The organism is Streptomyces sp. NPDC060035, assembly GCF_042736635.1.
Lineage (GTDB): Bacteria > Actinomycetota > Actinomycetes > Streptomycetales > Streptomycetaceae > Streptomyces.
The window spans coordinates 1-19994 of sequence record NZ_JBHWVO010000044.1 but is presented as its reverse complement, the minus strand read 5'-3'; the positions used below and the strand labels follow the sequence as shown (position 1 = coordinate 19994).

Sequence of the window (19994 nt, the reverse complement as noted above, 5' to 3'; positions counted from 1 at the left end):
CGCCGGTGTAGCCTGGTCCGAAAATCAACTTCATATTCCGACAGGGGAGCGCCACAGCGCTGAGAGTGCGGCACCGAGGACAGGTCGGCCGCAGACCCTCTGAACCTCGCCCGGGTCATTCCGGGTAGGAAGTTCGGACCTTACTCAAGCTGTTGCGCCCTGCCCGCTCACCGAGCGGGCAGGGCCGCGTCTCTTCCTGGTCACCTCCAGGAGGAATCACCATGAACACCACCACGAAGTGCGCCGCGACGGCGCTTGCCGCCGCGCTCGGCGTCACCGTGCTCGCGGGCTGCGGCGGATCCGAGGGCGACGCCTCCGGTTCCGGGAACTCCAAGGGTTCCAAGACCGTGACCCTCGTCAGCCACGACTCCTTCAACGCCTCGGACGCGGTTCTGAAGGCGTTCACCAAGGAGACCGGATACACGGTCAAGGTGCTGAAGAGCGGTGACGCCGGTGCCGCGCTCAACCAGGAGATCCTGACCAAGGGCTCCCCCCGCGGAGATGTGTTCTTCGGCGTCGACAACACGCTGCTCTCCCGTGCCCTGGACAACGGACTGTTCACGCCGTACGAGGCGAAGGGCCTCGACCGCGTTGCGGCCGACACCCAGCTGGACGCGGACAAGCACCGGGTCACGCCCGTCGACACCGGCGACATCTGCGTCAACTACGACAAGAAGTACTTCGCCGACAAGAAGCTCGCGCCGCCGCAGTCGTTCGACGACCTGCTGAAGCCCGCGTACAAGAACCTTCTCGTCACCGAGAACGCCGCGACCTCCTCGCCCGGCCTCGGCTTCCTCCTCGGCACCGTCGCCACCTACGGCGAGAGTGGCTACCAGGACTACTGGAAGAAGCTGAAGAGCAACGGCGTCAAGGTCGTCGACGGCTGGGAGCAGGCGTACAACGAGGAGTTCTCCGGCTCCGCGGGCGGCAAGAAGACCGAGGCCGACCGGCCGCTCGTCGTCTCGTACGCCTCCAGCCCGCCCGTCGAGGTGCTGTACGCGGAGCCGCAGCCCACCGAGGCACCGACCGGTGTCGCCACCGGAACCTGCTTCCGCCAGATCGAATTCGCCGGCCTGCTGAACGGTGCGAAGAACGAGGCGGGCGGCAAGGTGCTGCTGGACTTCCTCATCAGCAAGCAGTTCCAGGAGGACATGCCGCTGAACATGTTCGTGAACCCGGTCGCGAAGGACGCGGCGCTGCCGGAACTCTTCACGAAGTTCGGTGCGACGGTCGACAAGCCGGCGACGGTGGACCCGGAGAAGATCGCCAAGAACCGTGAGCAGTGGGTCCAGTCGTGGTCCTCGCTCGTCGTGAAGTAGCCGCTCGGCCCTCGTGGAGGGGGAACGCGGTGCGGCTCGGGCTCATGGCCGTGCCCGTCGCGTTCTTCGCGCTGTTCTTCGCCTACCCCGTCGTCGCGATCGTCGGACGGGGGCTGAAGGCGGACGGCGTCTGGCAGTTCGGCCGGATCGGCGAGGTGCTGAGCCGGCCGGACATCCTCGACGTCCTCTGGTTCACCACCTGGCAGGCCCTCGCGTCGACCGCGCTCACCCTGCTGATCGCGCTGCCGGGCGCCTATGTCTTCGCCCGGTTCGACTTCCCCGGCAAGCAACTGCTGCGTGCCGTCGTGACCGTGCCGTTCGTCCTGCCGACCGTCGTCGTGGGTACGGCGTTCCTGGCCCTGCTGGGACGTGGCGGATTCCTCGACGAGCTGTGGGGCGTCCGGCTCGACACCACGGTGTGGGCGATCCTCCTCGCGCACGTCTTCTTCAACTACGCGGTCGTCGTACGGACCGTCGGCGGCCTGTGGTCGCAGCTCGACCCCCGTCAGGAGGAGGCTGCCCGGGTGCTCGGCGCCGGACGCCTCGCGGCCTGGCGGCGGGTGACCCTGCCCGCGCTGGCCCCGGCCGTGGCCGCAGCGGCCCTGATGGTCTTCCTCTTCACGTTCACCTCCTTCGGAGTCGTCCAGATCCTCGGCGGTCCTGCGTACTCCACGCTGGAGGTGGAGATCTACCGGCAGACCGCCCAGCTGCTCGATCTGCCGACGGCCGCCGTGCTGACCCTGGTGCAGTTCGCCGCGGTCGGCGGGATCCTCGCCGTACACGCGTGGACCGTACGGCGCCGGGAGACCGCGCTGAAGCTCGTCGACCCGGCGCAGACCGCCCGCCGACCGCGCGGGGCCGGGCAGCGGGCGCTGCTCGGCGGGGTACTGCTGACTGTCGCGCTGCTCATCGTGGTGCCGCTCGGTGTGCTGGTGGAACGCTCCCTGGACACCTCCGGCGGTTATGGCTTCGGCTTCTACCGCGCCCTGCAGTCCGCCGATGCGAGCGGCTCCACCTTCCTGGTCCCGCCGCTGGAAGCCATCTGGAACTCGTTGGGGTACGCGTTGGTCGCGACCCTGATCGCACTCGCGATCGGCGGTCTCGCCGCGGCGGCCCTCACGAGGCGGGCGGGACCGTTGGTGCGCGGCTTCGACGCGCTGCTGATGCTGCCGCTCGGGGTGTCCGCGGTCACCGTCGGCTTCGGCTTCCTGATCACGCTCGACGAGCCGCCGCTGGACCTGCGGACGTCCTGGATTCTCGTTCCGCTCGCCCAGGCGCTGGTGGGCGTCCCCTTCGTCGTGCGGACGATGCTGCCCGTCCTGCGCGCGGTCGACGACCGGCTGCGGGAGGCGGCGGCGGTGCTCGGTGCCTCGCCGCTGCGGGCCTGGCGCGAAGTCGATCTGCCGCTGGTGCGCCGGGCGCTGCTCGTGGCCGCGGGCTTCGCGTTCGCCGTGTCGCTCGGTGAGTTCGGCGCGACCGTGTTCATCGCACGCCCCGACAACCCCACACTGCCGGTTGCCGTGGCCCGGCTGCTGGGGCGGTCCGGGGAGCTCAACTACGGGCAGGCGATGGCACTCAGCACGATCCTGATGCTCGTCTGCGCGGCGTCGCTGCTCCTGCTCGAACGAATCCGCACCGACCGATCCGGGGAGTTCTAGAGATGCTGGCACTGGATTCGGCCACGGTCCGCTTCGGCGAGCGGACCGCGCTGGACGCGGTGGACCTGGAGGTCGCCGACCACGAGATCGTCTGTGTCCTCGGACCGAGCGGCAGCGGCAAGTCCACGCTGTTGCGGGTCGTCGCCGGGCTGCAGCCGATGGACGGCGGCCGGGTGCTCCTGGACGGCGCCGACCAGGCCTCTGTGCCCGTGCACCGGCGCGGGGTCGGGCTGATGTTCCAGGACCACCAGCTGTTCCCGCACCGGGACGTCGGCGCGAATGTCGCGTTCGGGCTGCGGATGCACGGCGTCTCCCGGGCCGAGCGTGACCGCATGGCCGACGAGCTCCTCGACCTCGTCGGCCTGCCCGGCGCCGGACGACGGGCCGTCGCCGCCCTGTCCGGCGGTGAGCAGCAGCGCGTGGCCCTCGCCCGGGCGCTCGCACCCCGCCCGAAACTGCTGATGCTGGACGAGCCGCTCGGGCAGCTCGACCGGAGTCTGCGCGAACGGCTCGTCGTCGAACTGCGCACCCTCTTCGGCCGGCTCGGTACGACGGTGCTCGCCGTCACCCACGACCAGGGCGAGGCCTTCGCCCTCGCGGACCGGGTGGTGGTCATGCGGGACGGCCGGATCGCCCAGGCGGGGACCCCTCTGGAGGTCTGGCAGCGCCCGGCCTCCGCATTCGTCGCCCGGTTCCTCGGCTTCGACAACGTGGTGGACGCGACGGTGACCGGTGCGGCCGCCGACACGCCCTGGGGCACGGTGCCGGTGCCGGACGGTTCGCCCCAGGGCGGGTGCGAACTGCTGGTCCGGCCGGCCGGGGTACGGATCGGCGGCGCGCAGGACGGGCTGCGCTGCACGGTGGGTGTGCGTACCTTCCGGGGCCACCATGTCGCCGTGACCCTGCACCCCGGCGACGGGCCCGTGCTGGAGGCGGAATGCGGGCTGCGGGACACCCCGCAGGAGGGTGCCACGGTGGGCGTGACGTTCGACGCGGCGGAGACGGTGGTCCTGTCCCCGGCCGACGAGGTCTGACCCTTCCGGCTGGCGGTGCTCCCCGGAGCCTGATCCCCTGGACACGGGATCGTCGAAAAGGACAGGGATCATGACTGAGTCAGCGCGCGAGGGCATCGACATCACCCGCGTCGTCGAGGCACCGCGGGATCGGGTCTTCGCAGCCTGGACGGTCCCCGAGGACTTCGCCGCCTGGTACGGCGGCGACGCGGACGTGCCGCTGGACCGGGTGTCGCTGGATGTCACTCCGGGCGGTGAGTGGAGCCTGGTCATCGTCGTGCCCGGCGCGGAGATGCCGTTCCACGGCGTGTACCGGGAGGTGTCCGCGCCCGAGCGCCTCGTCTTCACGCTGAAGGACAGGCTCGCGCCCGCGGACGAGGAGGGCGAGATCGTCACGGTCACCTTCACCGAACGCAGCAGGAAGTCCACGGAGATGGTCTTCCAGCAGCGCGGCGGCGATCTCACGCCCGAGCAGTACGCGGCGGCCGAGGACGGCTGGGAGGCGTTCTTCGACGCCCTCGACGTCCGGCTCGCCACCCGCTGAGCACGCCGCCCGCCGAGCCGGGTCAGCCCGTCAGCCGGGCGAGTGCCCCGGCGGCCTCCTCCACCGTGTCGACGAGCGCGATACGGGACTCCATCGCCCGGTCCGCAGCGAGCGCGCTCAGCAGCGGCCAGGCGGGCAGCTTCTCCGTCCAGTGCGCGCGGTTCACCAGCACCATCGGCGTGGGCGCGGAACGCGACTCGTAGTAGTTCGGCGTCGCGTTGTCGAAGATCTCCTGTACGGTGCCGGCGGCGCCGGGCAGAAAGATCACACCGGCGGTCGAGCGGGCCAGCAGCCCGTCCTCGCGCAGAGCGTTCGCGAAGTACTTGGCGATGTGGTCCGCGAAGGCGTTCGGCGGCTCGTGGCCGTAGAACCAGGTGGGGATCGCGACCGAGGATCCGCCGTCGGGCCAGCGACTCCGTACGGCGAAGGCTGCCGTCGCCCAGTCGGTGACCGAGGTACTGAACGACGGCGCCGAGGCGAGGAGTTCGCAGGCCTTGAGCAGCATCGCGTCGGAGTGCGGGGCGGCGTACGCGCCGAGGTTGGCCGCTTCCATGGCACCCGGGCCGCCGCCCGTCGCCACGGTCAGACCGCTGCGGGCCAGCTCCCTGCCGAGCGTGGCGGCACCGCGGTACGCCTGGGAACCGCGGGCCATCGCGTGGCCGCCCATCACGCCCACCACCCGTGCCCCGGCGAGGTGTTCGTCCAGGGCGTCGGAGACCGCGTCGTCGTGGAGGGCCCGCAGCATCGAGGCGAAGACATCGCCGTCCGACTTGGTCAGCTGGAACCAGCTGTACGCCCGCGCGTCCGGCGTCGACTCGTAACCGCCCTCCGCAAGGCCCTCGTACAGCGCGTCGGGGGTGTAGAGCAGTCCGCGGTACGGGTCGAAAGGAAGCCCCGGCACCGGCGGGAAGACGAAGGCCCCGTCCGCCCGTATCTTCGCCTCGGCACGGTGCCCCATGCGGCAGCCGAGGAAGACCGCGCCCCGGGTGTCGGTCGCGAGGAGTGTCTCACCCCGGTCCGTCAGGTCGACGGACTGGACACGATGGCCGGCCAGGGTTCCGGCAGCGACGGCCAGGTCGAATGCGGTGAGCGTCTCGATCTCGACGCCGGGTGCGTACGTGCTCTCGTCCGGATTCTCCACGCCGCCATGCTACGTACCGCCCCGGCGGCGGGTGTCACTTCGTCAGAGGCTGGGCCGCCAGCACCGCGATCACCCAGGTCAGCGGGGTGAAGACGGCCAGCAGCACCAGCGCCCGCAGGGCGGCGGCGGTGCGGAGGGAGGAGGCCGGGGCGCCGAGCCGAAGCAGGGTCTCGGCCGTACGGGCCCGGGCCTGCTTGGCCTCCAGAGCGGAGGTCAGCAGCGTCGCCGTCGTACAGCCCAGGACGAGTGCGGCGCCGAGCGCGGTGAGCGGGCCGAAGGGGCGCGGCCCCCCGTTGTACAGCACCGACCCCGCGATCACCCCGGACAACACCGCGCAGACGACCCCGAGCGGACGGCCGATGCGGCGCGCCTCGTTCATCAGCACCCTTCCCGCCAGCAGACGTACGGCTCCGGGTCGCACCGCCTGGAGCAGCCGTCCGCAGAGATGGGTCAGGCCGGGACCGGCCATGGCCAGACCGATCGCCGTGAGGGTCCAGCCCACGAGCACGCTCGCCGGAGTGGAGTCCAGCTTCCCGGGCAGCGGAAGGGGGCTGCCCGCCGAGCCGCGGCTCGCGTACGCCTCGACAGCGAGGCCGGCGGCCGTCAGCGCGACTCCCCACGGCAGCCCCGTCGGCGTCGGTGCGGGGGCGAGAGCCTCCTCCGCCGCCTGGGCCTCGGAAGGCGCGACCGGCCGGGAGCGCAGCGCGAGCCCGCTCGCCGCCGCCGAGGCCAGTGGCACGAGGGACAGCAGCACGAGCGCGGCCGCCAGCGGCAACGGGGCCTCGGCGCCGAGGAGTTCGGCTGCTCCGCCGTCGAACGGCAGCCCGGTCAGATCGCCCCGCACGTGGAGGAAGAAGAGCAGGGCGACCATCGATCCCAGCGTGGTGGACACCGCGGTGGACACGGCGGCGAGCACGCTCAGCCGGACCGGCCCGAGACCGGCGGCGAAGAGTCCCGGGCGCGGGCGTGTGCTCGGATCGGTACGAGCCACCGCGACCGCGAACTGCACCGTCGTGGCCAGCGGAACGGCACACCACAGCAGCCTCAGCACGGAGGTCGAGGCGTGCGCAGGGTGCGCGGAGGCGTACCCGAGGGTGCACAGGAGCAGGAAGCCGACCCCGGCCGACGCGGCGGCGACGAGCAGCCGCCGTGTCAGGACCAGGGGATGGGAACCGCGCGTCAGACGGAGAGCGAGCACGCCGAGCGGCCTTCTGTATCCGGTACGGCGGGCAGGGCGACGGTGGTGACGCGGCGGCCGTCCAGCAGGGAGACCGCACGGTCGGCGAGGGTGGCGACCTCGGCGTCATGGGTGGCGAGCACGACCGTGATGCCGTGGGACCGTGCCGCCGTGGTGAGGGTGCGCAGCAGTTGTGTGCGCTCCGGGCGGTGGAGGGTCGCGGTCGGCTCGTCCGCGAAGATCACGGACGGTGACGCGGTCAGCGCACGGGCCACGGAGATCCGCTGACGCTGCGCCTGGAGCAGCGTGTGCGGGCGCTTCTTGGCGAGCATGCCGATGTCGAGCCGCTCCAGCCACTCCGTCGCGGCCTTCTTCGCCGCCCGGTGCGAGACGCCCCGCAGCAGCAGCGGGAGGGCGGCGTTCTCCCAGGCGGTCAGTTCCGGGACGAGCTGGGGCTCGGCGGCGATCCAGCCGAAGCGGTCGCGGCGAAGCTGCTCGCGCAGCCGCGGGCCCATGGTGTGGACGGGGACGCTGTTGAACCAGACTTCGCCCTGCTGGGGCACCAACTGGCCGGAGAGGCAGTGCAGCAGCGTCGTCTTGCCGCTGCCCCGGGGGCCTGTCACGGCGACGACCTCACCGTCGCGGACGTTCAGGGAGACACCGACGAGCCCCGGTGATCCATTGTGGGAGTGGTGCAGGGAACGTGCCCAGATCACGTCGTTGTCCGGCGGGGCAACCATGGCGTACACCTCGGTTCAGATCAGATTTCCCGTCCCCCGTACGGGGGAACGAAGTCAGGGCCGATCGGTCACTCGGCACGCTAGGGAGTCGGACCGGGGTGTCGGGACAGCACGCGGCCCGGATGCACCCCTTCTCACTCGAACGGGTGTATCCGGGCCGCGTGGACCGTATGAAATGACTGCCGGAAGCGGTCCGGCCGGTGGCCGGAGCGTCGGTCAGAGCTTCGTCCAGGCCTCCGTCAGGACGCCCCGCAGGATGCCTTCGATCTCGTCGAACGTCGACTGGTCGGAGATCAGCGGCGGAGCAAGCTGGACGACCGGGTCCCCGCGGTCGTCGGCCCGGCAATACAGGCCGTTCTCGTACAGCGCCTTGGAGAGGAAGCCGTACAGGACGCGCTCGGTCTCCTCGTCGGTGAAGGTCTCCTTGGTGGCCTTGTCCTTCACCAGCTCGATGCCGTAGAAGAAGCCGTTGCCGCGGACGTCACCGACGATCGGCAGGTCGTGCAGCTTCTGGAGCGTGGTGAGGAAGGCGTTCTCGTTGTCCAGGACGTGCTGGTTGAGACCCTCGCGCTCGAAGATGTCGAGGTTGGCGAGACCGACCGCGGCGGAGACCGGGTGGCCGCCGAAGGTGTAGCCGTGCAGGAAGGTGTTGTCGCCCTCGTAGAACGGCTCGGCCAGGCGGTCGGAGATGATGCAGGCGCCGATGGGGGAGTAGCCCGAGGTCATGCCCTTGGCGCAGGTGATCATGTCCGGTACGTAGCCGAACTTGTCGCAGGCGAACATCGTGCCGAGCCGGCCGAAGGCGCAGATGACCTCGTCGGAGACGAGCAGCACGTCGTACTTGTCGCAGATCTCGCGGACGCGCTGGAAGTAGCCCGGCGGCGGCGGGAAACAGCCACCGGCGTTCTGCACGGGCTCCAGGAAGACCGCGGCGACGGTGTCCTCGCCCTCGAAGAGGATCTCCTGCTCGATCTGGTCGGCGGCCCAGCGGCCGAAGGCCTCCGGGTCGTCGCCGAAGAGCGGCGCGCGGTAGATGTTGGTGTTCGGCACCTTGCGGGCGCCGGGGACCAGCGGCTCGAAGGGGGCCTTCAGGGCCGGCAGGCCGGTGATCGACAGGGCGCCCTGCGGAGTGCCGTGATAGGCGACCGCACGCGAGATGACCTTGTACTTGGTCGGCTTGCCCTTGAGCTTGAAGTACTGCTTGGCCAGCTTCCAGGCGGTCTCGACGGCCTCACCGCCACCGGTGGTGAAGAAGACCTTGTTGAGGTCACCCGGTGCGTGGACGGCGAGGCGCTCGGCCAGCTCCACGGCTTTCGGGTGGGCGTAGGACCACACCGGGAAGAAGGCCAGCTCCTGCGCCTGCTTGTACGCGGCCTCGGCGAGCTCATGGCGGCCGTGTCCGGCGTTCACCACGAAGAGGCCGGACAGGCCGTCGAGGTAGCGCTTGCCCTGGTCGTCGTAGATGTAGGTGCCCTCGCCACGCACGATGGTGGGAACGGGCGCGTTCTCGTAGTCCGACATGCGGGTGAAGTGCATCCACAGGTGGTCGTACGCGGTGCGGCTGAGGTCCTTGCTCACGGCTATCGGGTTCCCCACATGTAGGTCTGCTTCTTTAGCTTGAGGTAGACGAAGCTCTCGGTGGAGCGCACCCCGGGTATGGCCCGGATGCGTTTGTTGATCGTCTCCAGCAGGTGGTCGTCGTCCTCGCAGACGATCTCCACCATCAGGTCGAAGGAGCCCGCGGTCATCACCACGTACTCGCATTCGGTCATCGCCGACAGTGCCTCGGCCACCGGGTCGACATCGCCCTCGACGTTGATGCCGACCATGGCCTGGCGCCGGAACCCCACGGTCAGCGGGTCGGTGACGGCGACGATCTGCATCACGCCCTGGTCGAGCAGCTTCTGGACGCGCTGGCGCACGGCCGCTTCGGACAGGCCCACGGCCTTGCCTATGGCGGCGTACGGCCGACGGCCGTCCTCCTGGAGCTGCTCGATGATTGCGAGGGATACGGCATCGACCGCGGGCGACGATCCGTTCCCGGTCCTGGAGTCTGCGCTACGACTGGCCACGCATCCACTCTGCACCCCGACTCGTCTGTCTGGCAAGCCTGAATCGATGAAATTCGTTGTCTGGGTGCCCTGATATCACCGAATCCGAAGTTCCCGGCGGTTGGGTATGTCGAAAGCGTCACCGCAGCGTTTAGGGTGGAAGTCTCACCCATCGGACAGCCGACAGGAGTGGTGGTTGTGACCACCGACGTGCGCCGTCTGCGCAACTACATCAACGGAGAGTTCCGGGACGCCGCGGACGGGCGGACCATCGACGTGGTCAACCCGGTGACGGAAGAGGTCTACGCGACCTCCCCGCTCTCCGGACAGGCCGACGTCGACGCCGCCATGGACGCTGCCGCCGCCGCGTTTCCCGCATGGCGCGACGTGACGCCCGCCGAGCGCCAGAAGGCGCTGCTGAAGATCGCGGACGCCTTCGAGGAGAGGGCGGAGGACCTCGTCGCGGCGGAGTCGGAGAACACGGGCAAGCCGCTGGAGCTCACCCGTACCGAAGAGATCCCGCCGATGGTGGACCAGATCCGCTTCTTCGCGGGTGCCGCCCGGCTGCTCGAGGGCCGCTCGGCCGGCGAGTACATGGAGGGCCTCACCTCGATCGTGCGCCGCGAGCCCGTGGGCGTCTGTGCGCAGGTCGCCCCGTGGAACTACCCGATGATGATGGCCGTCTGGAAGTTCGCCCCGGCGCTCGCCGCGGGCAACACCGTCGTCATCAAGCCGTCCGACACCACCCCGGCGTCGACCGTGCTGATCGCCGAGATCATCGGGCAGATCCTTCCCAAGGGAGTCTTCAACGTCATCTGCGGCGACCGCGAGACCGGCCGTGCGATGGTCGAGCACCCGACGCCGGCGATGGCCTCCATCACCGGCTCGGTACGGGCCGGTATGCAGGTCGCCGAGTCCGCCGCCAAGGACGTCAAGCGCGTCCACCTGGAGCTCGGCGGCAAGGCCCCGGTCGTGGTCTTCGAGGACACCGACATCGCCAAGGCCGTCGAGGGTATCTCCGTCGCGGGCTACTTCAACGCCGGCCAGGACTGTACGGCCGCGACCCGCGTCATGGTCCACGAGTCCATCCACGACGAGTTCGTCACCGCGCTCGCCAAGGCGGCGGCCGACACGAAGACCGGCCTGCCGGACGACGCGGACGTGCTGTACGGCCCGCTCAACAACGCCAACCAGCTGGCGCAGGTCAGCGGATTCATCGAGCGGCTCCCCGCGCACGCCAAGGTCGAGGCGGGCGGCCACCGGGTCGGCGACAAGGGCTACTTCTACGCCCCGACCGTCGTCTCCGGCCTCGAGCAGGACGACGAGATCATCCAGCACGAGGTGTTCGGCCCCGTCATCACCGTCCAGTCGTTCACGGACGAGGCCCAGGCGCTCGAGTACGCCAACGGCGTCGAGTACGCGCTGGCCTCCTCGGTGTGGACCAAGGACCACGGCCGCGCGATGCGGATGTCCAAGAACCTCGACTTCGGCTGTGTGTGGATCAACACCCACATCCCGCTCGTCGCCGAGATGCCGCACGGCGGATTCAAGAAGTCCGGCTACGGCAAGGACCTCTCCGCCTACGGCTTCGAGGACTACACCCGGATCAAGCACGTCATGACGTCGCTCGACGACTGACGGAGCCGCGCGCGACGGCCCCGGGCTCCGGCCCGGGGCCGTTCGGCGTCCCGGGAGCCTGCGAGCGGGGCACGCGTCATGGACATGATGTGCGTACGGGGCGGCTTCCGCTGGACGGTTGGTCCATTGCCCGCCGCCGTGCCGTACCGGCATCCTGCGCGGGTGCGCTCGATTCCGGAACACCTCATGCCCCGTCGTTCCCTGCTGCGCGCCCTCGGCGGGGGAGCGGCCGGTGCCACCCTGGCCGGCTGCGGAGTGCCCGCCGCCTATGTGGAGCCCGGTGACCGCTCCGGACGCGACCGCTCGGACAGCGACCGCTCGCTCCACTTCGCCAACTGGCCGCTCTACATCGACACCGACGACGAGGACGAGTCGAAGCGGCCCACGCTCGACGCGTTCTCCCGGCGTACCGGGATCTCCGTCACGTACACCGAGGAGATCAACGACAACGACGAGTTCTTCGGGAAGATCAGCCCGGCGCTGATGAACCACCAGTCGACGGGCCGGGACCTCGTCGTCGTCAGCGACTGGATGGCCGCCCGGTTCGTACGTCTCGGCTGGGTGCAGGAGATGGACCGGGCGAAGCAGCCCAATGTCGCCAAGTACCTGGACCCGCAGTTGCGTTCACCCGCGTTCGACGAGGGGCGGCTGCACTGCGTGCCATGGCAGTCCGGGATCACCGGCATCGCGTACAACCGCGCGAAGCTCGGCCGGGAGATCCGGCACACGAGCGAGCTCTGGGCGGACGATCTGCGCGGCAGGGTGACGCTGCTCTCCGGGCTCGACGAGGCGTTCGCCCTGCTCATGCAGGGCAACGGGGCCGACATCACCCGGTGGACCGCCGACGATTTCCACCGGGTGTGCGAGCAGGTGGAGAGGCGTGTGCGATCCCGGCACATCCGCCGCTTCACCGGCAACGACTACATCAAGGACCTGGCCAACGGCGATGTGCTCGCCTGCCAGGCGTACTCCGGGGATGTCATCCAGCTCCAGGCCGACAACCCGGGCATCGAGTTCGTGGTGCCCGAGGAGGGGGCCGAGCTCTGGGCGGAGTCGCTCATGATCCCCGACCTGGCCGGCCACAAGCGCAATGCGGAGAGGCTCGTCGACTACTACTACGAGCCGGAGGTCGCCGCCGAACTGGCCACCTGGGTCAACTACGTCTGCCCGGTGCCGGCCGCCCGCGAGGTCCTGGCCTCCTCGAAGGACGAGGAGACCGCCGCGCTGGCCGAGGATCCGCTGATCTTCCCCGACGGCGCGATACGGGAACGGCTGGCTGTCGCCCGCGACATCACCTCCGAGGAGCGCACCGGCTTCGCGAAGAGGTGGAACTCCATCGTCGGCCTCTGAGCGGCCACCGAGCTGCCAGGAGGGCCGTTCCTGACGTGTCACCCCGGCTTTTGAACATGTTCATGATGGGCGTACGCTGCGGACATGAGCGAGCGAGCCCTCTTGCGGCGTATACGCGTGTGGTTGGTCCTCTTCATCGTCTGCCTGGTGCTGAGCGGTCTGACCGCCTTCCCGCTGGTGCACGAACTCCACTGGGTGGAGGACCTGTTGAGGTCATCCGCCTCTCCCGTCCCCGAGCACTTTCCGGCCCTGATGGAGTGGATCAGCAGGGTCCGCACCGGCCTCGACGAGGCCGACGCGAACTACCCCTTCGTGCTCTACGGCACCGACTGGCTGGCCTTCGCCCACCTGGTCATCGCGGTCGCCTTCTACGGTCCCTACCGCGATCCGGTCCGCAACATCTGGGTCATCGAGTTCGGCATGATCGCCTGCGCCGGGATCATCCCGCTGGCCCTGATCTGCGGACCGATCCGGGACATCCCCTTCTGGTGGACCGTCATCGACATGTCCTTCGGGGTCTTCGGCATCCTCCCGCTGCTCGTCGTCCGCCGCATGATCAAGGGACTGGAAGCGGTGCAGAAGGCGCCTGTGCCGGTGCCGGCCCGACTCACCCTGCCTGACTCCACCGGCTGACGGCTCACCCGGCCGACGGGGCGCCGAACGCCGCCACGACGACGTCCATTGCCGTGGCATTCACGTCCTGGCCCTTCGCGTCCGTCGAGTTGATGCTGTACACCAGCGTCCGGGACAGATCACGGGTGGCCGCCACCACCGAGTTGTACCCCCAGCGGCCACCCGTCTTCCCCCAGACCTGGCGCCCGCCCAGGGTCATCACACTCAGACCCGCGCTGAACTGGGCGGGCTCGCCGGTTCTGTACGTGCGTACGGAGGAGTCGGGCAGCGTGAACATCTCCTCCAGCAGCGGACCGCGCACCACCTGTCCCCGGAACAGCGCCGTGGTGAAGCGCTCCAGATCGGCGGTGGTCGAGATGATGTCCCCCGCCGCCCAGGCGTCGGTGGCCCCCCACACCGACACGTCCCTCAGCTCCGTTCCTCCGCCGGGTGTGCCGAACGCCTGGTAGCCGTGATTGTGCGGGCCCCGGATACGCGGATCGGTACCGGGGAACGACGTGGAGCGCAGACCCAGCGGGCGCAGGACGCGCGCACTCACCTGGTGAGCGTAGGAGTCGCCGGTCACCTTCTCGATCAGGAGCCCCAGCACCGTGTAGTTGATGTTGAGGTAGTGCTGGCTCCGGCCGGGTGCGAACTCCGGGTCCTTCGCCGTGGCCGAGGCGACCGTGGCGCGCGGTGTGTGCAGGTCGAAGCGGTGCGCGTACCACTCCTCGATGGTCTCGCCGGGCCCCGTCGCGGCCGGTATCCCGCTGGTGTGGTTGAGCAGCTGCCGGACGGTGACCTGCCCGTACGCGGCGGGGATCAGATCCGGGAGGTAGTGCCTGGCCGTCCGGTCGAGGTCCAGCCTCCCCTCGCCCGCCAGTTGCAGGGCCGTGGCCGCGGTGAAGACCTTGGTCACCGATCCGGCCCGGAACCGTGCCCGCGGATCGGCCGGACGGTTCGAGGTCAGATCGTGCACGCCCGCGCTGCCGCGCCAGGTGCCGGCGCTGCCGCCCACCCGTACGAGTGCGGCGGTGGCGTCCTCGGTCGGGAGTTCGGAGATCGCCGCGCGCAGCGCCGCCGCCTCGGGGATCTCGTCGGAGCGTGCGCCGGAGCGGGCCGCAGCGGCAGGGTTGCTCGCGAGGGCGGGTGCGGCCGGGCCCGTCACGACAGCGAGGACGAGGGCTCCGGCGAGAAGCGTGCGGGTGCGGGTGTTCATCGGTGCCTCCGGGGGAGTGGAATCCGTAACTGCTCGACGGATCCATCCTGTTCGTCCCCGGCCTTCCGCGGATCACCCGCCCGAGGGGTCCTGCGGGGGAGACCTCCTCCCCTGTGCGGGGGAGGGCGGAGCGGCCCCTCCCTCCGGCGAGGGAGCGACGAGCCCCGTCTCGTACGCGCAGATGACCGCCTGGATGCGGTCCCGCAGCCCCAGTTTGGACAGCACATTGCCCACGTGGGTCTTGACCGTGTGCTCGCTGACCACGAGCGCGGCCGCGATCTCCGCGTTGGACAGGCCACGCGCCAGATGCAGCAGCGTCTCCCGCTCGCGGGCGGTGAGCGCCGCCAGCCGTTCCGGCTCCGGCGCGGGCCGGACCGCCGGGCGCGAGGTGTATTCGGCGATCAGCCGACGGGCCACGGACGGGGCGAGCAACGAGTCCCCTGCCGCCACCACCCGTACTGCGTGCACCAGGTCGTCGCGCCGGACGTCCTTGAGCAGAAAGCCGCTCGCGCCCGCGTGCAGGGCCTCGTAGACGTACTCGTCCGAGTCGAACGTCGTCAGCATGACCGTGCGGCAGGCGGTCTGGGCGCTGATGGCCCGGCAGGACTCGATACCGTCCATGACGGGCATCCGGATGTCCAGCAGTGCGACGTCCGGCCGCAGCCTGCGCACCGCGTCCAACGCCTGCGCGCCGTCCCCCGCCTCGGCGAGGACCTCGATGTCGGGCTGCGCGTCCAGGATCATCGCGAAGCCGCTGCGTACCAGCTCCTGGTCGTCGGCCACCACCACTCGGATCGTCAACTCCCCACCCCCTCGGGGGAGGTTACAAGGGGCAGGGCGACGAGCACCTGGAACCCCTCGCCCCCGGGGCCCACCCCGGCCCGGGCCGTGCCGCCGTGCGCGGCCGCCCGCTCCCGGATGCCGGCCAGCCCGAGCCCGGTCGTGCCCCCCGGGCCTCGCCCGTCGTCCGTGACGGTGATGGTCAACCCCGTCCTCGAGTATTCGAGTTCGACATGTGCGCGGTGCGCTCGGGCGTGCTTGACCACGTTCGTCAGCGCCTCCTGCACGATCCGGTAGACCGTGGCCTCCGAGTCTGCCGGAAGCGGCCGCGGCTGCCCCGTCGTCGTGTACGCCACCGCCGGTCCCCCGGCCCGTACCCGTTCCAGCAGACCCGGCAGCTCGGCCAGTGCGGGCTGCGGGGAACGCGGTGGGGGCGGCTGTCCGGGACCGTCCTCCCGCAGCACGCCGAGCATCCGGCGCAGCTGCACCATCGCGTCCCGGCCGGTCTCCGAGATGGCGTCGAACGCGGCCTCCGCACGTTCCGGCGCCGTACGCACCGCCACCGGGCCGGCCTCCGCCTGCACGATCATCAGGCTCACCGCGTGGGAGAGGATGTCGTGCATCTCCCGGGCGATCCGGGCCCGTTCCCGGGCGGCGGCCTGCTCCGCCTCGATCCGGTGGGTCGCTTCCTGTTGCCGCGCCCGGTCCTCCATCGCCCGGATGTACGCCTTGCGGGTGTGGGTGAACCGCCCGAAGGCGTACGCCGCCGCGAACACGAACAGCGAGAACAGCAGCTCCCTGGCCTCACCGGTGTTCCGCGCCACCGACGGGAACACCGCCGCGAGGACCAGCGCCGCCACTGCCGCCCGCCGCCGCGGCGAGGACAGCTCGGCCACGGTGTAGAAGGCCACCAGTCCGGTGTACGGCAGGGGCTGTCCCGGACCGTCGACGGAGAACTTGTACAGGGCGCCGGCGGCGAGCACCAGGAGCAGCACGGCGACCGGGGCCCGCCGGCGGGCCACCAGCGGCAGAACGGTCAGCGTCGTCAGGCCGTACGAGGGCCAGGTGGCCGCGGGGAGGTCGGCCGAGCGGGGCACCACGAACGGCATGGTGACGGCGGCCTGCACCAGCAGGGCGACGCCGACGTCGACGGCCCACGCCCGGCGTGGAAGCCACCGGCGCCCCGGTATCCGCATCAGGGCTTCCGGCCCACTGCGCCGAACTGGGCGACTTCGGGGCCTCCGGTACGGCCGTCGGCGCGCCAGCGGGAGCACGACACGATGCCCGGGTCCAGGATGTCCAGGCCGTCGAGGAACGAGACGAACTCGAAGCGGCTGCGGGCCGTGATCGGCGGGGTGGCGTTCTTGTTCCAGAATCGCATCGCGGCCTCGTTGCCCTCGCCACCCAGCTCCAGCGTGGGGTGGGTGAGCACCAGGTGGCTGCCGGACGGCAGCGGGTCCATCAGCCCGGCCACGACGGACCGCGCCTCGTCCGTGTCCAGGACGAAGTTGAGGATGCCGAGCATCATCACGGCGACCGGGCGCCCCAGATCCAGGGTCCGCTCCGCGGCGCTCAGGATGCGCTCCGGATCGCGGGCGTCCGCGTCGAGGTACTCGGTGGCTCCTTCGGGGGAGCTGGTGAGCAGGGAACGGGCGTGCGCGAGCACGGCCGGGTCGTTGTCGACATAGACGATGCGGGCGTCGGGAGCCGTGTGCTGGGCGACCTCGTGGGTGTTGTTCACGGTCGGCAGGCCGGTGCCTATGTCCAGGAACTGGCCGATGCCGACGTCCCCGGCCAGATGGTGCACCACCCGGCCGAGGAACGCGCGGTCGGCGCGCGCCACTTCGCCGATGCTCGGATACATGCCGGTGACCCGGTCGCCGACCACCCGGTCCACGGGGTAGTTGTCCTGGCCGCCCAGCCAGTAGTTCCACACGCGGGCGTTGTGGGCGATGTCGGAACGGACACGGGCGGGTGCCGTGCGGGGGTCGGTCACGTCTGCTCCTCGGGCGCCGGTGGGGACATCACGAATGATGCGGCACCCATGATGCCGGACCGATCAAGAAGCGTCGCCAGGCGAAGAGTTGACCAGCAGAGCGCGCAGGACGTCGATCCGGTTGGTGGTGATCGAGTCGACGCCGTACGCGATCAGCCGGCGCATCGTGCGCCTGGTGTCGGCCGTCCAGGCGGAGACCAGCAGCCCGTCCCGGTGGATGCGGTCCGTCAGTTCACCGCCCACCAGACCGAACCGGTAGTTCAGCCAGTGCGGCTTCACGGCGTCCAGCAGTACGGGGCGGGGCGGTGCGAGCGACGTCCAGGTCAGTGCGATCTCGGCGGACGGATCCGCGGCGCGCACCCGCAGCATGGCCGCCGGGCCGGCGCAGTAGTACACACGCTCGCCCGCCCCGCACTCACGGACCGCACCGACGGTCGCCCGCACCGATGCGTCCGTGGAACCGGGCAGGTCCACCATGACCCGGTGGGCACCGACGGCGGACAGCGCCTCGCGCAGGGTGGGGACCCCGCCGCCGGTCACCTCCACGAGCTCCCGGTGATCGATCCGGTCCAGGCGGATGTCGTGACCCCACAGACGCTCCAGGGTGGCGTCGTGGAGAAGGACGGGTACTCCGTCACGGGTGACGCGGACATCGATCTCCACCGCGTCCGCCCCCCGTTCGAGGGCGGAGCGGATCGAGGGGAGCGTGTTCTCGCGGGCACGGTACGGATCGCCGCGATGTCCCACGGCGGTGACGGTGGTGGCCATGCGTCCATTGTGACCTCGGAGGTCACCGGCCGGGAGTCTCCAGCCAGTTCGCCGTGTACGTGTCGATCTCGGCGGCCAGTGTCCGCTTGCCCGCCGGGTCGAGGTACGAGGCCTCCACCGCGTTCTTCGCCAGGCCGGCCACTCCGCGCTCGTCCAGACCGAGCAGCCGGGCCGCCACCGCGTACTCGTTGTTGAGGTCGGTGCCGAACATCGGTGGATCGTCGCTGTTGATCGTGACGAGGACACCCGCCTCGACCATCTCCCTCACAGGGTGCAGTTCGATGTCGGCGACGGCGCGGGTGGCGATGTTCGACGTCGGGCAGACCTCCAGCGCGATGCGGTGCTCGGCGAGATGGGCCAGCAGCTTCGGGTCCTGGACGGAGCTGGTGCCGTGGCCGATGCGCTCGGCACGCAGTGCGGTGAGCGCGTCCCAGACGGTCTGCGGGCCCGTGGTCTCCCCGGCGTGCGGAACGGAGTGCAGGCCCGCGGCGATCGCCCGGTCGAAGTAGGGCTTGAACTGCGGGCGGTCCACCCCGACCTCGGGTCCGCCGAGACCGAAGGAGACGAGCCCCTCGGGCCGCAGGTCCAGGGCGAGCCGGGCGGTCTCCTCGGCGGCCTCGAGACCGGCCTCGCCCGGGATGTCGAAGCACCAGCGCAGGACGACTCCGAGCTCGGCCGCGGCGGCCTTCCGGGCGTCCTCGATGGCCTCCATGAAGCCCTGCTCCGGGATGCCCCGACGGGTCGAACTGAACGGGGTGACGGTCAGCTCCGCGTACCGGATGTTCTGCCGTGCCATGTCCCGGGCGACCTCGAACGTCAGCAGGCGGACGTCCTCGGGGGTGCGGATCAGGTCCACCACCGAGAGGTAGACGTCGATGAAGTGCCCGAAGTCGGTGAAGGTGAAGAAGTCCGCCAACGCCTCCGGGTCGGTGGGGACCTTGGAGTCCGGGTGGTGGGCCGCCAGTTCGGCCACGATGCGGGGCGAGGCGGAACCGACGTGGTGGACGTGGAGCTCGGCCTTGGGCAGCCCCGCGATGAAGGGGTGCAGATTGTTCATCGGATTCTCCCGGATCTCGGATATCGGCCGGGCGCACCGGCTGCACCGATCATCGTAGGCGGGGCCCGGCCGCCCGACGGCGGGCCGTAGCATGGCGGGACCACGATGGGGGAGGCCCATGTCAGACAACACACAGCAGCCCGGGGGCGGGCCGCGCGATCCATGGGCACCGCCGGAGAGCAGGGTGGAGCTGGGCAAGCCGGCCGCCGACCCCCGTCCGCCGGGCGTGCACGACCAGCAGACGGTCACGTCCATGCCGGGTGTCGATCCGGGAACCGGGCAGATACCCGGGGCAGGCGGAGGCTTCGGGCCGCCGCAGGCCGACGTACCGCCACCGCCGATCGCTCCGAACGGACCGGGGCAGCCCACCCCGCCGCCCGCAGGACAGTACGGCTACCCGGCCGCGCCCGTGGCGCCCGCCGCTCCGTACGGCGGCTACCCGGGATACCCCGGCTACGGCGGCCAGCCGGCCTGGGGCCCGGCGCCCGCGAACGGGCTCGGGATCGCGGCGATGGTGCTCGGCATCATCGCGGTGGTCGGCTTCTGCATGTGGGGACTCGGCGTCATTCTCGGGATCCTCGCGCTGATCTTCGGCATCATCGGCCGAGGCCGCGCCAAGCGGGGAGAAGCGACCAACGGCGGCATGGCGCTCGCCGGGATCATCCTGGGCTCGATCGCCGTTCTGATCGGCGCGGTGTTCCTCGGATTCCTGATCTGGGCCGTCGCCAATGACGAGTCCGGCAGCGATGACTACGACTACGACGATCCGTACTCGACCTCACTGGTCGTCGGCGGCACGAGCTGACCGCAGGAACCGCCGCCCGTGGCGGGGGCGGGGGGGGGCGAGCCCAGCACCCCCCCCCCCCGACGGTGGGGGGCACGGCCCACTGGGCGGCCGGACTAAAAACCTCAGAGCACAACACAGGAGGGT

At 70.5% G+C, this 19994-nt stretch carries 19 protein-coding genes and 1 riboswitch; of the genes, 8 read left to right on the top strand and 11 right to left on the bottom strand.

The genetic code is table 11. The features are described 5' to 3' along the window. Positions 1–32: 32 nt before the first annotated feature. Positions 33–149, top strand: a riboswitch (TPP riboswitch). A 72-nt stretch (positions 150–221) separates the two neighbouring features. From ACFWBQ_RS36270 to ACFWBQ_RS36255, 4 genes are all read left to right on the top strand, one after another. Then, the gene (locus ACFWBQ_RS36270) at positions 222–1319 is read left to right on the top strand and encodes a thiamine ABC transporter substrate binding subunit (protein WP_385507525.1); all 1098 of its coding nucleotides are present in this window, start codon (positions 222–224) and stop codon (positions 1317–1319) included. 44 nt (positions 1320–1363) lie between these two features. Then, entirely contained in the window at positions 1364–2977 is a 1614-nt protein-coding gene (locus tag ACFWBQ_RS36265) for an ABC transporter permease (protein ID WP_385507577.1), read from the top strand. Between the two features lie 2 nt (positions 2978–2979). After that, positions 2980–4011, top strand: a complete 1032-nt coding sequence (locus ACFWBQ_RS36260) for an ABC transporter ATP-binding protein (protein WP_385507523.1) — start codon at positions 2980–2982, stop codon at positions 4009–4011. Positions 4012–4081: 70 nt separating this feature from the next. Then, the gene (locus ACFWBQ_RS36255; protein ID WP_385507521.1) at positions 4082–4534 is read left to right on the top strand and encodes an SRPBCC domain-containing protein; all 453 of its coding nucleotides are present in this window, start codon (positions 4082–4084) and stop codon (positions 4532–4534) included. Between the two features lie 22 nt (positions 4535–4556). Here the strand turns inward: ACFWBQ_RS36255 and ACFWBQ_RS36250 are convergent, their stop codons facing one another. From ACFWBQ_RS36250 to ACFWBQ_RS36230, 5 genes are all read right to left on the bottom strand, one after another. Then, positions 4557–5675, bottom strand: coding sequence for an LOG family protein (locus ACFWBQ_RS36250; protein ID WP_385507519.1), 1119 nt, complete (start codon positions 5673–5675; stop codon positions 4557–4559). A 34-nt stretch (positions 5676–5709) separates the two neighbouring features. Continuing rightward, complete coding sequence (locus tag ACFWBQ_RS36245) at positions 5710–6873, bottom strand: hypothetical protein (protein ID WP_385507518.1); 1164 nt, start codon at positions 6871–6873, stop codon at positions 5710–5712. After that, positions 6855–7592, bottom strand: coding sequence for an ABC transporter ATP-binding protein (locus ACFWBQ_RS36240; protein ID WP_385507515.1), 738 nt, complete (start codon positions 7590–7592; stop codon positions 6855–6857). Before ACFWBQ_RS36240 ends, ACFWBQ_RS36245 begins: the two co-directional genes overlap by 19 nt. A 216-nt stretch (positions 7593–7808) precedes the next feature. Continuing rightward, positions 7809–9188: an aspartate aminotransferase family protein gene (locus ACFWBQ_RS36235; protein WP_385507513.1), complete on the bottom strand. Its 1380-nt coding sequence runs from the start codon at positions 9186–9188 to the stop codon at positions 7809–7811. Beyond that, on the bottom strand, positions 9173–9664 hold the full coding sequence (locus tag ACFWBQ_RS36230) for an Lrp/AsnC family transcriptional regulator (protein ID WP_385507510.1): 492 nt from the start codon (positions 9662–9664) through the stop codon (positions 9173–9175). Before ACFWBQ_RS36230 ends, ACFWBQ_RS36235 begins: the two co-directional genes overlap by 16 nt. Before the next feature lie 177 nt (positions 9665–9841). Here ACFWBQ_RS36230 and ACFWBQ_RS36225 point away from each other — a divergent pair, with 177 nt between their 5' ends. The 3 genes from ACFWBQ_RS36225 (at position 9842) to ACFWBQ_RS36215 (ending at position 13264) form a co-directional block, all read left to right on the top strand. Further along, positions 9842–11281, top strand: a complete 1440-nt coding sequence (locus ACFWBQ_RS36225; protein WP_385507508.1) for a gamma-aminobutyraldehyde dehydrogenase — start codon at positions 9842–9844, stop codon at positions 11279–11281. A 186-nt stretch (positions 11282–11467) separates the two neighbouring features. Next, positions 11468–12631, top strand: coding sequence for a spermidine/putrescine ABC transporter substrate-binding protein (locus ACFWBQ_RS36220; protein ID WP_385507506.1), 1164 nt, complete (start codon positions 11468–11470; stop codon positions 12629–12631). Positions 12632–12715: 84 nt separating this feature from the next. Continuing rightward, positions 12716–13264, top strand: a complete 549-nt coding sequence (locus tag ACFWBQ_RS36215) for a hypothetical protein (RefSeq protein WP_385507503.1) — start codon at positions 12716–12718, stop codon at positions 13262–13264. Positions 13265–13268: 4 nt separating this feature from the next. Here ACFWBQ_RS36215 and ACFWBQ_RS36210 read toward each other — a convergent pair whose 3' ends face one another. From ACFWBQ_RS36210 to ACFWBQ_RS36185, 6 genes are all read right to left on the bottom strand, one after another. Beyond that, positions 13269–14462, bottom strand: a complete 1194-nt coding sequence (locus tag ACFWBQ_RS36210; RefSeq protein ID WP_385507501.1) for a serine hydrolase domain-containing protein — start codon at positions 14460–14462, stop codon at positions 13269–13271. Positions 14463–14534: 72 nt separating this feature from the next. Continuing rightward, positions 14535–15263, bottom strand: coding sequence for a response regulator (locus tag ACFWBQ_RS36205; RefSeq protein WP_385507499.1), 729 nt, complete (start codon positions 15261–15263; stop codon positions 14535–14537). Then, positions 15260–16438: a sensor histidine kinase gene (locus ACFWBQ_RS36200; protein WP_385507497.1), complete on the bottom strand. Its 1179-nt coding sequence runs from the start codon at positions 16436–16438 to the stop codon at positions 15260–15262. The genes ACFWBQ_RS36205 and ACFWBQ_RS36200 overlap by 4 nt, the downstream gene beginning before the upstream one ends. Then, positions 16438–17238, bottom strand: a complete 801-nt coding sequence (locus ACFWBQ_RS36195; protein WP_385507494.1) for an SAM-dependent methyltransferase — start codon at positions 17236–17238, stop codon at positions 16438–16440. The genes ACFWBQ_RS36200 and ACFWBQ_RS36195 overlap by 1 nt, the downstream gene beginning before the upstream one ends. A gap of 63 nt (positions 17239–17301) precedes the next feature. Beyond that, positions 17302–18006, bottom strand: coding sequence for a glycerophosphodiester phosphodiesterase (locus ACFWBQ_RS36190; protein ID WP_385507493.1), 705 nt, complete (start codon positions 18004–18006; stop codon positions 17302–17304). A gap of 22 nt (positions 18007–18028) precedes the next feature. Continuing rightward, on the bottom strand, positions 18029–19063 hold the full coding sequence (locus ACFWBQ_RS36185) for an adenosine deaminase (RefSeq protein WP_385507491.1): 1035 nt from the start codon (positions 19061–19063) through the stop codon (positions 18029–18031). Between the two features lie 118 nt (positions 19064–19181). Here ACFWBQ_RS36185 and ACFWBQ_RS36180 point away from each other — a divergent pair, with 118 nt between their 5' ends. Further along, positions 19182–19868 carry a DUF4190 domain-containing protein gene (locus tag ACFWBQ_RS36180; protein WP_385507489.1) on the top strand — a complete coding sequence of 229 codons (687 nt, stop codon included), beginning with the start codon at positions 19182–19184 and terminating at the stop codon, positions 19866–19868. The last annotated feature ends 126 nt before the right edge of the window (positions 19869–19994 follow it).